Genomic DNA, 12,353 nt, shown 5'->3' with positions numbered 1-12,353 from the left:
ATTTCCGCGCGCGCGACATGATCCAGCAGCATGTGCTGCCGGACGGCCAGCCGATAGACTTGCCGGGCATCGTGCCGAAACTGTCGGCGACGCCGGGCCAGACCAACTGGGTGGGGCCGGAACTGGGGCAGCACACGGCGGAGGTGCTGGCCGCTATCGGCAGGAGCGCGGAGCAGATTGAGCAGCTGCGCCGGCAGGGCGTGATCTGAGCATTGCCGGCATCAGACCGGGATCTGGACAATGACCTTTAATCCGTGGGGTGCGGCGCTGCGCGCATGTTGCAGTTCAATCTTGCCGTGCAGCCGGACCACGATCGACTTGACGATCGAAAGACCCAGGCCCGAGCCGTCCTGGTCGCTGCCCAGCACTCGGTAAAAAGGATCGAATACCCGTTCGCGCTCGGCTGGTTCGATCCCCGGGCCGCTGTCTTCCACCTCGATCGACACCAGGCCGGGCTGCAGGCGTGCGCGCAGCTCCACATTGCCGCCCTGCGGGGTATAGCGGATGGCGTTGTCGATCAGGTTGCGCACCAGGGCGACGATATCGACTTCCTGCGCCGCCAGCGTGATCTCGGTATCGGCTTCGATGCCGATGTCGATCTGCCTGGCTTGCGCCAGCGGCAGGCTGTCCTCCATCACCCGCCGCAGCACGGCTTGCAAGGAAACCTGGGTGAGCTGGGGTGCACCGGTATTTTGCGAGCGGGCCAGCGTCAGCAGCTGCTCCAGCAAGGCTTTGCTGCGATTCAAGCCTTGCCGCAACGGCAGCAGGCGTGCTTTCGATGCCGGCGAAAGGTCGGTGGCGGCGAGATTTTCCGCCTGCAGCGACAATGCCGTCAGCGGCGAGCGCAACTCATGTGCGGCATCGGCCAGGAAGCGGCGCTGGGTGTCCATGTTATCGGCGACCCGCCGCAGCAGGCGGTTGATGGAGCCGATCAGCGGCCGGATTTCATCCGCCACCTGCTGTTCCGCCAGCGGTCGCATGTCCTGGTCGTCGCGCCGGTCGACTTCCTGCGACAGCCTGGCGATCGGCCGCAGCATGCGGCGCACCAGGAAACTGACCAGCGCTATCAATACCGGGATCAGCACCATGAACGGCATCATGGTGCGCAGGCCGCTGTCGCGCGCGATTTCGTCGCGCACCGCAGTCTGCTGGCCTACCGCCAGGCGCTGGCCGGAAGGAGTCGTCTGTACGAACAGACGCCAATGCACACGGCTCGCCTTGAATGTCTGTATGCCGTCGGGCAGATCGGCGGGCAGCCGCAGCGCGTCGTCATCGCCCTTGGCCGGCGCGGCCGCAGCCAGGACCTGGACGATGACCTTCGATTCCTCGTCCTTCATTTTTCCGATCGCATGGCGGTCCGGCGTGGCCGGCGGCAGGTCGCGGCTAAGCACCAGCGCGGCTACCTGGCGCAGCTGGTCGTCCTGCAGGTCGTTGGCTTCATGGAAAGCCGAATAAAAGGAAAACACGCCGGCCGGAACCGCCATCGCGAGAATCACCAGGGATAGCCACAGCGATAGCCGGAACTGCAGCGAACGGCCTAATCTTGCTTGGAAACCATCCATCCCAGTCCCCTGACATTTTTGATTGACGCCGCGCCCAGCTTTTTACGGATCGAATGAATCAGGAATTCCACCGCATTGCTTTCGACTTCTTCGTTCCAGCCATAGATGCGGTCTTCCAGTTCCTGGCGCGACAAGATCGCTCCCGGCCTCAGCAGCAGTGCATGGAGCAGGGAAAATTCGCGGGCCGACAAGCGGGTTGCGATGCCGTCCGCGGTTACTTCGCGCGTGCTGGGATCGAGGAACAGGGAGCCATTGCTCATCACCGGATTGGCGTTGCCGGCCTTGCGCCTGACCACGGCGCGCATGCGCGCCAGCAGTTCGCCCATCTCGAACGGCTTGACCAGGTAATCGTCGGCGCCGAGGTCGAGGCCGCCGATGCGGTCTTCGACGGCATCGCGCGCCGTCACGATCAGCAAGGGCAGGGCGCTGCCTTGCTGCCGCAACTGGCGCAGCACAGCGAAGCCGTCCTGGCGCGGCAGGCCGAGGTCAAGCAGCATCACGTCGTAGCTTTGGCTGGCTGCCGCGCTCAAGGCTGCAGCGCCGTCATGCACCCAGTCGACGGCGTGGCTGGCGTCGCGCAATGCCATCTGGACGGCGTCGCCGATCATGCGGTCGTCCTCTACCAGCAGTACCCTCATTGCGTTCCTCTCCATGCGCCGGATTGCTTCTCTCGCTGATTCTACCTTGCACCCGGCTTATTTCAATATCCAGCCGCGCCGGATCCACGGCGCGAACAGGCGCCTGTGGATGAGCGAGAGCGCCGCGAACAGCGGCCCGATGAACCATTTTGCGCAGCCAAAGCAGAGCCCTGCGCTGAGCGCGGCGACCAAGACCGCGCCCAGCATGTCCAGCGGGAAGTGGACGCCGAGGTAAATCCGGGCCCACGCCATGGGCAGGCCGAGCAGGCTCAAGGCCAGGCCGAACTTGCGCAGCCGGCGATGCAGCAGGAAACTGAAAGCTGCCGACCATTGCAAGGTCAGATGGTCGCTGGGGAACGAGGAATCGGCGGCATGCTCAAGGAAATTCGTGCCAAGGCCGATCATGAACGGGCGCGGATGCGGCCACAGCGTGCCGATCAGCATGCTGGCCGACAAAGCGACGATGCCGCAGACGGCAGCCTCCAGCATCAGCTTGCGGGTCTGTTCGCCGCCGCGCAGCCAGCCCAGCAGCAGTCCGGCCGGGATCAGGAAAATCAGCCATTCCGCGCAGGCCAAGGCGGCATGCAGCAGGAACGGGGAGGGATGGGTGCTGGCGTTAATCAGCAGAAACAGCGAGTGATTCAATTCTTCCATGATGCCCTTTGACAATATGCGACCACACCCCGGGATCGGGGCCGCAGTCTATGACATTGGGTAAGCAGGATAGTTACCGAGACTTAGCTGTTACTGAGGGGATGCCGGACGGATGCTGCAGCCGGCTGCGCGCAATGAAAAAGCCGGCGCTGACGTCAGTCCGGGCCGGCTTCGCCTGCTGCAGGAATAAAGAATCAGAAACGGGTGCGCATGCCCATGGCGAATTCAGTCTGGTTCTTGAAGCCGTTGGCCGATCCTACGCGATAGCCGTCGTCCAGTTTCATGTAGTCGGCAGCCAGGTACAGTTCGGTGCGTTTCGACAGATGGTAGAAGGTCGAACCGTACAGCGTTTTTTTCTTGCCGCTGCCGGCCGCGGTCGAGCCGCTTGCATCTGCATAGGCATTCAAGGTGCTGGTGCCGGCCGCGTTGTAAGCCGCATTGTCAGCTTTCATTACCTGGTAGCCGATTTCATAGTCGAAGGAACCCTGCGGCGTGAACTTGGCCGATACGGTATACGCGTCGTCCTTGCGCTGGCCGAGCGCACCTTGCTCTGCCGTGTAGTGGAAATAACCTGCATTCAGGCGCACCAGGTCGAACATGTAGCTGCCGCCCACCGAATAGGATTTGTGCTTTTCGAGACTGGTGTCGATTCCGTTGCCTACGTCAGCCTGGTTGATGAAGGCGGAAACGATGAAATTCGAACCGTTGTACCCGATCGCCGCCGATTTGGTGGTGTTGCGCGCGAACTGGCCGGCGGTTTCGCCGAACTGATAGCCGAGGCCCGCCACCACGCCGTTGCTGAACACTTTCTTCCAGACCAGGCCGTTGTCATAGCGCGTGCCGGTGGCGCTGCCCGAGTAGAAAATCAGTTGCTTGAAATTGTTGTTGTTGGTGTAGCCGCCTTCTTCCAGGCCGAGCTTGGAGCCGTAGGCGTCGCCATAGACCTGGGAAAAATCGCGCGCCAGGGTGTTCTGGCGGCCCAGGGTGACCTGGCCGAAGGTGGTGTCTTGCAATCCGACCCAGGCGTCGCGGTTGAACAGTACGCCCGGTGTGTCCATTTCACCGGTGCCGACCACGAACTCGGCTTCCAGCTTGAAAATGGCCTTGAGCCCGCTGCCCAGGTCTTCGGCGCCGCGGAAGCCGATGCGGTTGCCGCTGAACCAGGCGACCGGGATGCCGGTCAGGCGGTCGCCGTTCTTGTCGGCATGGTTGATAGTGCTGATGGTGGCGTCGATCAGCCCATAGACCGTGACATTGGTCTGTGCATAGGCGGCGTGGGCACATGTCCCCAGGACGGCTAGCGCTAGCAGCGATTTTTTCATTTTGTCTCCAGATATTTTTTAGTTGGATTTGCCGATCGTCTGGATCGGCGGTCCAACTATAAAATTCGCAAGCTTACTAACTGCTTTCAGGAAGCCAAATGGCTGGCTTTCGGCTGTCGGTTTTGCGCCACAGCGAGGAAAAATAAATTCCGTTTTTGAAAGCTGTCAGTAAGCTTTGCCGGAGAACGCTGCCGGCTGCAATGCCGGTGTTCCTGCGCCCGGCACCGACGGGAAACTGACCGTGACGATCAGCCCGCTGCCCGTCGCCGGGCTGGACAAGGCGACCGCAGCCCTGCTGGCGAGCGCAATCTCGCGCACGATGGCCAGGCCGAGGCCGCTGCCGTCCGAGCGTTCTTCGTGCAGGCGATAGAAACGCTCGAATACCCGTTCCCGTTCTTCCTCCGGGATACCGGGGCCGTTGTCTTCGACGTGCAGCAGGGTGGCCTGTCCCGCCGTCGTGACCGCGACGGTGACGCGGCCGCCGGCAGGCGTGTAGCGCAATGCGTTATCGACCAGGTTGGCGACCAGCTCTTCCAGCATCGACGGCGTGGCATGGACCGTCACCGGCGCGCCGGCAAACTCGAAACCGAGATCGATCTTCTTGGCCTGCGCCAGCGTCGCCAGTTCTTCCAGCACGCGCTGCACCGCTTCGACCAGGTTGACGTCGGCCTGGCGCAAGGGGTGGCCGACGCCGGTTTCCGCATTGGACAGCGTCAGCAGCTGGTTGACCAGCCGGATCCCGTGCTGCACGCCGTTATTGATCGCGCGCAGTGCCGCATCCTTGGCGCCGATGTCGTTGCTGCGCAAGCCGTAGTTGACCTGTGTGTTGAGCAGCGTCAGCGGCGTGCGCAATTGATGCGAAGCATTGGCGATGAAGCGGCCGTGGGCCGACATATGGTCGTCCAGCCGCTGCACGTAGTCGTTGATGGCATGCACCAGCGGCGCCAGCTCGGTCGGCACCGGCGCCGTGTCGAGCGCTTCCAGGGCGCCCGGCTTGCGGCGCCGGACCCGGTCCCGCAAGCGCATCATCGGCGCCAGGCCGTGGCGCAGTCCCAGCAACAGCAGCAGCACCACCAGCACCAGTATCGCCAGCTGTTGCTGCACCGTGTGTTCCCACATGCGGTCTGACAGCGTCTTGTAGGAATGCTGGGTTTGCGCCACTTCGATCAGCACCGATCCCTGCGCGGGAACGCCAAACACTGGCTGCGAAAAGGCGACGATGCGCACCGGATCGTCGCGAAAGCTGGCGTTGAAATAAACCGATTCCTCATTGCGCGGCATGTGCGGCGGGCCGGGCAAATCGGGCTGCCCGGCCAGCAGCTTGCCGTTGGCGGCTACCACGCGGTAATACACCCGGTCGTGCGAATCGGACTGGAACAGCTCCAGCGCGGCGGGCGGGATCACCACCTGCAAGGTGTCGTCTTCGTAATGTATCTGTTCGCCGATGATGCGCGCCGAGCCGAGCAGCATGCGGTCGTGCACCACGGTCGCCATCTCGATCGCATTATGGTAGGTGACCCAGATGTTGACGCCGACGAACAGCACCAGCGGCACCAGCAGCCACAGCAGCAGCTGGGTGCGCAGGCTGCTAGACCTCATGCTGATGCTTGAGCAGGTAGCCCAGTCCGCGCAAAGTGATGATGGCGGCGTCGCCATGTTCCAGTTTCTTGCGGATGCGGTGGATGTAGACTTCGATGGCGTCCTGCGATACGTCTTCCGCCATCGCGTACAGGCTCTCGGCCAGGGCTTGCTTGCTGACGGTTTTCCCCATTTTCATGATCAGGGTTTCCAGCACGGCATGTTCGCGCCGGGTCAGGGTGAGGGCGACGCCGTCGATGGAAAAGATCAGGCTGTTGCTGTCGTAGCTCAGCGATCCGCATTGCAGGATCGGGTTTTTCTGCTGGTTGGCGCGGCGCAGCAGGGCGCGGATGCGCGCCTCCAGCTCATTGACGTCGAACGGTTTCGCCATGTAGTCGTCGGCGCCGGTATTGAGGCCGACGATGCGGCCTTCGACCGAATTGTTGGCGGTCAGGATCAGCACCGGCACGTTGTTGTGGCGCGCACGCAGGCGCTTGAGCACTTCGCTGCCGTCCAGTTTCGGCAGGGACATGTCAAGGATGATCAGCTCGTATTGCTGCGTGAGCAACAAATGATCGGCGTCGGCGCCGTTGTAGACGCAATCGACTGTGTATTTATTGCGGTGCAGGGTTAGCGCCAGCCATTCGGACAGTGGCCTGTTGTCTTCTACCAGCAAGATTCGCATAGTTGTTTCCGTCTCGGGGACGCCGTTATGACCGCATTCGGCGATGAGGCGGATTATGAAAGGCATGTCCGGAATTGGCTATCGATAAATCGCGGCGCGGGAAATTTTCAATTGCCTTGCGAAAATTGCACATGATAGTATTGGTCCATCCAATGGACCTTTCGCCGCATCTGCCGGCCATGCCAAAGATACCGATCCGAGACCAACAATATGCCTGACGACATGCCTGACGATATGCTTGATACGGCACCGGCCCCCATGCGCATCGATGCCCATCAACATTTCTGGCTGCTGGCGAACCGGACGGGGCAATGGCCGCCGCCGGAACTGGCGTCAATCCATCGCGACTTCCTGCCGGACCAGCTGGAGCCCTTGCTGCAGCAGCACGGCATAAGCGGCAGCGTGCTGGTGCAATCCCTGCCCAGCATGAGCGATACCTTGTTCATGCTCGGGCTGGCTGAGCGCAGCGCATTTATCCGGGCAGTGGTGGGCTGGGCCGATCTGAAGGCAGCCAACGCCGAACCGCAAATACAGCTGCTGGCCAGCCATCCGAAGATGCGGGGCTTGCGCCCCATGCTGCAGGGCCTGGCCGACGACTGGATCTGCGATCCGCAGCTGGCGCCGGCAATCGCCGCCATGCAGCGCCACCGGCTGAGCCTGGACGCGCTGGTCGTGCCGCGCCAGCTGCCGTTTTTGCTGGAGTTCGCCGAGCGCTATCCGGACCTGCCCATCGTTATCGACCATGCCGCCAAACCGCTGATCGCCAGCGCCGCAATGGAACCCTGGCGGACATCGATGAGCCGCCTGGCGGCGCTGCCGCAGGTGTATTGCAAGCTGTCGGGGCTGGTGACCGAAGCGGCAGCCGGCTGGCAAGTGGGCCAGCTGCAGCCGTATGCGTCTCACGTGCTGGAGGTATTCGGCGCCGAACGGGTGCTCTGGGGCAGCGACTGGCCGGTAGTCAACCTGGCGGCGGATTATGGGCGCTGGCTGGCGGCTACCGATGTTTTGCTGGCTGGTCTCGATCCTCTGCAGCGGCAGCAGGTCATGGGCCTGAATGCGCAGCGCTTTTACCGTCTATAGCGCGAGCGCGCTTAACGAAAAATTACGCAAAATTAACGCAAAAACACCTTGTTCATGATCTGTGTGACCGGGTAGGCCACCATCGACTGCACCGCAGGCGGCAGGTCCAGCGGCCGCATGATCATCTTGATCGTCATGTCGGGCGACAGGTGGCTGCGTATGGTGGTGTTCATCTTGCTGTGGATCTGCTGCAGCATGACCTGGTTGTCGGCATGCTGCGGCGCCCTGGTGCCGAGCACGTGACGCAGGGCGCAGGCGGCATCTTCGTTTTTCATTTCCAGCGTGCGGCGGCGCAGGGCGCCGAAGATGCGGTGGCGGCGCAGTCCCTCGTGCTGCCGGAAGCGGCGGAAATAACGGAAGAAATGCTTGTAATGGTTCACCTCGTCCCTGGCGATGCGCGAGGCCAGGTCCTTCAGCACCGGCTCATCGGTGCTGCGCGATAGCGCGCTGTAGAAGGTGGCGGTGCCGGCTTCCACCACGCAGCGCGCCACCATTTCCAGGCCTTTGCTAGGTTCCAGCAGCTCGACCTTGCAATAGGTCGAATATTCTTCGAGGAAGTTGCGATAGGCGGTGGGCCAGTCGAATTCCGGCCATATGTGCTCGACATAGGCGCGCAGCGCCTGGCCATGCTGCAGCTCTTCGACTTCCCACTGCTCGCGCAGCCAGGTGGAGATTTCCGGCTCGTCGCCGTAATAGTCCACCAGGTTCTGTGTATACAGGTCGGAGCCGCTTTCAACAAACGAAGCGCAGGTGACCAGGTAAAAAAGGTTTTCGTCGGGCCGGACTTTAGGGATGTTGATTTTTGAAAAATCCAGGTCGGCGATTTTCCAGTGCGTATTCTGTTCGCTACCTTTGTGCATAATCAATCTCTCCATGTGGTTGTGACTGATATAGAACTACTTACAGGTATGACGCATGCTTTGACAATAGGTTCAAGGTACACGATTTTGCCGCGATGTGTGCATTTCAGGCTCATGCTAGGATTAAGCCTTATTTTGCAGCGAGGCCAATATGAGCGACCAAACCAATGAAAATGTCGAATATCGCGGTTACGTCATCGTGCCGAAACCGGTGCAGGGCCATGACGACCTGTGGCATGACGGCTACCAGATACTGAAGGCGGGCGCCAGCGTTTCCAGCCGCACCAATACCGAGAGTGCGCACACCAGCCTGCATACCGCCTATGACAGCAGTGTCGAATTCGCAAAAATCGAAGTGGATAACCTGGTTGCGCTGACCGAATAAATTGCTCTGCGGCCCAGGCGCCGGTTTGTAAATAAAATACAAAAGAGACAAATGCTCATGCAACGATCTATCTGCGCTGCGGCGGCGCTGCTGGTGTCATTCGCCGCAACCTCAAGCCAGGCCAAGGATACGTCGGCGGCGCCTGTCGCCACCTACAAGATTGCAGGTTTGAAAAAACCAGCGGAAATTTTAGTAGACCAATGGGGTGTACCGCACATATACGCGGCGAACCAGGATGACGCTTTTTTTGTCCAGGGCTTCAATGCGGCGCGTGACCGCCTGTTCCAGATCGATCTGTGGCGCCGCCGCGGCCTCGGGCTGCTGGCGCAGGTATTCGGCCCGGCCTACGTGCAGCAAGACCGCGCGGCGCGGCTGTTCCTGTACCGCGGCGACATGCAGCGCGAGTGGCAGTCCTACGGCCCGCACGCGCAGCAGGTGGCCAATACCTTCGTGGCCGGCATCAATGCTTATGTCGACTATGTCAACGCCCATCCGGAAAAATTGCCGTTTGAATTCAAGCAGCTGGGTTATGCGCCGGCCAGATGGCAGGCGGCAGACGTGGTGCGCATCCGCAGCCACGGCCTTACCCGCAACCTGGACAGCGAAGTGGCGCGCGCCAATGTCGCCTGCAAGGCCGACCTGAAATCCGATGAGATCCGTTTCGGCCTGACGCCGAAATGGGAGACGACGATGCCGGAAGGGCTGGATCCCTGCCTGCCGAAGGATTTGCTGAAAGTGTTCCAGCTCGCCACCCAGGGCGTGAAGATCAGCAAGGACAGCTTGCAGAAAGGGCAGAGCGACGCCGTGGTGATCGCCGCTGCCGAGAATCCTGAAGAAGTCGCCGAAGGCAGCAACAACTGGGTAGTCGCGCCGGCAAAATCGGCGACCGGCCGCGCCATCATGGCGAACGATCCGCACCGCGCATATTCGGCGCCGTCGCTGCGCTACATCGCCCATATCAATGCGCCTGGCCTGAATGTGATCGGCGCCGGCGAACCGGCGTTGCCGGGCATTTCTATCGGACATAACGGCAGCGTCGCCTTCGGCCTGACGATTTTCAATATCGACCAGGAAGATCTGTACGTCTACCAGCTCAACCCCGAGCATTCGGACCAGTATAAATACCAAGGCAATTGGGAGTCGTTCAACATCATCACGGAACAGATTCCGGTCAAGGGCGGGAAACCGGTTTCTGCCGAACTGGTGTTCAGCCGCCACGGGCCGGTGATTTTTTCCGAGCCGGGGAAAAGCCGCGCTTTTGCCGTCCGCTCAGGCTGGCTGGAGCCAGGCATGTCGCCGTATTTCGGCAGCATCGACTATATGCGCGCCAGGAATTTTGTCGAGTTCAAGCATTCCCTGCTGCATTGGGGCGCGCCGACCGAGAACCAGGTGTATGCCGACACCAAGGGCAACATCGGCTGGGTGCCGGGCGGGCTGGCGCCGATCCGTCCCAACTGGGACGGCCTGCTGCCGGTGCCTGGCGACGGCCGCTACGAATGGGCCGGCTTCTGGTCGGGCGACCAGCTGCCTTCCAGCTACAACCCGAAGCAGGGCTGGTTCGCCTCCGCCAACCAGATGAACCTGCCGGACGGTTATCCGTATCGCGAACGCAAGCTCGGTTTTGAATGGACCAACAATTCACGCTTCACGCGCATCAGCGAAGTGCTGTCGTCGCTGAACAAGGTGTCGCTGGAAGATTCCATGCGCCTGCAAAACGATGATCTGTCGATCCCGGCGCGGCGCCTGGCGGCGCTGCTGAAACCGCTGTCCTCCAGCGATGCCCAGACCCAGGCGGCGCTGAACCTGTTTGCCGGCTGGGATTTCGTCGAGCGCGCCGATTCGGCGCAAGCCGCCTTGTTTGAAGTGTGGCTCTCGCGGCATTTGGGCAAGGCGTTCAAGGCTGCGGTGCTGAGCCCGGCGGCGGCGGAAGCGATGGGCGCGCCGGACACCGCCGTGCTGCTGGACACGCTTGAACAGCCGCAGGCGCGTTTTGGCCCGGACGCCGTGCAAAAGCGCGACCAGGTGTTATTGAGTAGCTTGAGCGATGCTTATGCCGAACTGCAGAAGCTGCAGGGCAGCGAGACCAGCCAGTGGCAATGGGGCAAGCTGCATCATAACCTGATGGAGCATCCGCTGGCCGCTGCGGTGGATGAAGCTACCCGTGCAAAATTGAATGTCGGCCCCATGCCGACCCATGGCGGCGCCTATTCGCCCAACCAGTCGACTTATCGCAGTAGCGATTTCCTGCAAACCAACGGCCCCTCGTTCCGGGTGGTGGTCGACGTCGGCAACTGGGATAATTCGCGCGCGGTCAACTCGCCGGGACAATCGGGAGATCCGGACAGTCCGCACTACCGCGACCTGGCGGATAAATGGCTCAAGGGGGAATATTTCCCGCTGCTGTATTCACGAGCTGCGGTGGAGAAGGCCACGGTGCAGCGGATTCGCCTGCAGCCGCAAAACTGAACTGCAGGTGGAAAGTAAAAAGGGCGCTGGTCAGCGCCCTTTTTTATGCCAGTTCGATACGCTGAGTTGTCTGCGGATCAAACCAGTGCAGGGCCGCGGGATCAAAACCGGCAGTGATTTGCTGGCCTGTGACGACCGCGGTCGCGGCCGGCACCCGCATCACCAGCAGCTGGTCTCCTATCGAAGCATGCACCAGCAGGTCGGCGCCCAAGGCTTCTACCAGTTCCGCGCGCAGGTTCAAACCGGGCTGGCCGAAGATCAGCTGCTCTGGACGCAGGCCCATGATGCAATCGTGGCCGGCGATTGTGCCGTGGACGAACGGCAGTGCGACGGCGTCGGCGTTGGCCAGCGTGAAGCTGCAGCCGTCCTCCGCCAGCCGGCCCTGCAACAGGTTCATCGGCGGCGAGCCGATAAAGCTGGCGACGAAGGTGGTGGCGGGTCTGGCATAGACCTCGGCCGGCGTGCCTATCTGTTCGGCGCGGCCGCCGTTCATGACGATCATGCGCTGGCCCAGGGTCATGGCTTCGACCTGGTCATGCGTCACGTACAGGCTGGTGGTGCCCAGCGTGCGGTGCAGTTTCTGGATTTCCAGGCGCATCTGCACCCGCAGCTTGGCGTCCAGGTTGGACAGCGGTTCATCGAACAGGAATACCGCCGGCTCGCGCACGATGGCGCGCCCCATCGCCACCCGCTGGCGCTGGCCGCCGGACAGCTGGCGCGGGGTGCGTTGCAGCAGCGCGCCCAGTTCCAGGATCTTGGCCGCCTTCTGCACCCGCACTTCGATGTCGTCCTTGCCGAGGCCGCGGATCTTCAAGCCGTAAGCCATGTTTTCGTACACGCTCATGTGCGGGTACAGCGCATAGTTCTGGAACACCATGGCGATGTCGCGATCTTTCGGCTCCAGCTGGTTGACCACGCGGTCGCCGATGACGATGTCGCCGGAAGTGACTTCTTCCAGGCCCGCCACCATGCGCAGCAAGGTCGATTTTCCGCAGCCGGAAGGGCCCACCATGACGATGAATTCGCCATCGGCGATATCGATCGAAATGCCGTGGATGACATCGACCGCCTTGGGCGCCTTGCCGTAGGTTTTCTTGACGTTTTCTAGGTGTACTTTTGCCAT

Annotated in this window: 12 protein-coding genes; 4 read left to right on the top strand and 8 right to left on the bottom strand. The window is 61.6% G+C overall.

Translation table 11 applies throughout. From position 1 onward, the window contains the following. Window positions 1–209: CoA transferase (locus JWQ61_RS20035; protein ID WP_304362058.1), on the top strand; the 209-nt coding region annotated here is incomplete at its 5' end. Window positions 210–221: 12 nt separating this feature from the next. On the opposite strand, the gene JWQ61_RS20030 is transcribed toward JWQ61_RS20035, so the two are convergent. The 6 genes from JWQ61_RS20030 to JWQ61_RS20005 all read right to left on the bottom strand — a co-directional run bounded on the left by JWQ61_RS20030 (window position 222) and on the right by JWQ61_RS20005 (window position 6,439). Then, window positions 222–1,562: an ATP-binding protein gene (locus tag JWQ61_RS20030; RefSeq protein WP_304362057.1), complete on the bottom strand. Its 1,341-nt coding sequence runs from the start codon at window positions 1,560–1,562 to the stop codon at window positions 222–224. After that, window positions 1,538–2,200 (bottom strand): response regulator transcription factor, encoded by a 663-nt coding sequence (locus tag JWQ61_RS20025; RefSeq protein WP_304362056.1) that lies wholly within the window; start codon window positions 2,198–2,200, stop codon window positions 1,538–1,540. Before JWQ61_RS20025 ends, JWQ61_RS20030 begins: the two co-directional genes overlap by 25 nt. A 57-nt stretch (window positions 2,201–2,257) precedes the next feature. Then, window positions 2,258–2,854: a phosphatase PAP2 family protein gene (locus JWQ61_RS20020; protein WP_304362055.1), complete on the bottom strand. Its 597-nt coding sequence runs from the start codon at window positions 2,852–2,854 to the stop codon at window positions 2,258–2,260. Between the two features lie 194 nt (window positions 2,855–3,048). Then, complete coding sequence (locus tag JWQ61_RS20015; protein WP_304362054.1) at window positions 3,049–4,176, bottom strand: porin; 1,128 nt, start codon at window positions 4,174–4,176, stop codon at window positions 3,049–3,051. Between the two features lie 165 nt (window positions 4,177–4,341). Further along, window positions 4,342–5,775, bottom strand: coding sequence for a sensor histidine kinase (locus JWQ61_RS20010; RefSeq protein WP_304362053.1), 1,434 nt, complete (start codon window positions 5,773–5,775; stop codon window positions 4,342–4,344). Then, entirely contained in the window at window positions 5,765–6,439 is a 675-nt protein-coding gene (locus tag JWQ61_RS20005) for a response regulator (protein ID WP_120237826.1), read from the bottom strand. The genes JWQ61_RS20010 and JWQ61_RS20005 overlap by 11 nt, the downstream gene beginning before the upstream one ends. 234 nt (window positions 6,440–6,673) lie before the next feature. Between JWQ61_RS20005 and JWQ61_RS20000 the strand changes: the two genes are divergently transcribed. Further along, window positions 6,674–7,519 carry an amidohydrolase gene (locus JWQ61_RS20000; RefSeq protein ID WP_304362052.1) on the top strand — a complete coding sequence of 282 codons (846 nt, stop codon included), beginning with the start codon at window positions 6,674–6,676 and terminating at the stop codon, window positions 7,517–7,519. A gap of 32 nt (window positions 7,520–7,551) precedes the next feature. Here the strand turns inward: JWQ61_RS20000 and JWQ61_RS19995 are convergent, their stop codons facing one another. Then, window positions 7,552–8,379: a ferritin-like domain-containing protein gene (locus JWQ61_RS19995; protein ID WP_304362051.1), complete on the bottom strand. Its 828-nt coding sequence runs from the start codon at window positions 8,377–8,379 to the stop codon at window positions 7,552–7,554. A gap of 151 nt (window positions 8,380–8,530) precedes the next feature. On the opposite strand from JWQ61_RS19995, the gene JWQ61_RS19990 reads away from it, so the two are divergent. Both JWQ61_RS19990 and JWQ61_RS19985 read left to right on the top strand, forming a co-directional pair. Next, complete coding sequence (locus JWQ61_RS19990) at window positions 8,531–8,764, top strand: hypothetical protein (RefSeq protein ID WP_304362050.1); 234 nt, start codon at window positions 8,531–8,533, stop codon at window positions 8,762–8,764. A gap of 51 nt (window positions 8,765–8,815) precedes the next feature. After that, the gene (locus JWQ61_RS19985) at window positions 8,816–11,230 is read left to right on the top strand and encodes a penicillin acylase family protein (RefSeq protein WP_304362049.1); all 2,415 of its coding nucleotides are present in this window, start codon (window positions 8,816–8,818) and stop codon (window positions 11,228–11,230) included. A gap of 43 nt (window positions 11,231–11,273) precedes the next feature. On the opposite strand, the gene JWQ61_RS19980 is transcribed toward JWQ61_RS19985, so the two are convergent. Continuing rightward, a complete protein-coding gene (locus JWQ61_RS19980; protein WP_304362048.1) occupies window positions 11,274–12,353 on the bottom strand; it encodes a sn-glycerol-3-phosphate import ATP-binding protein UgpC in 1,080 nt (359 codons plus the stop codon).

It is taken from the genome of Collimonas fungivorans, assembly GCF_028292705.1.
In the GTDB taxonomy this organism is placed as follows: Bacteria; Pseudomonadota; Gammaproteobacteria; order Burkholderiales; family Burkholderiaceae_D; genus Collimonas; species Collimonas fungivorans_B.
This window is presented reverse-complemented; position numbering and strand designations above follow the sequence as displayed.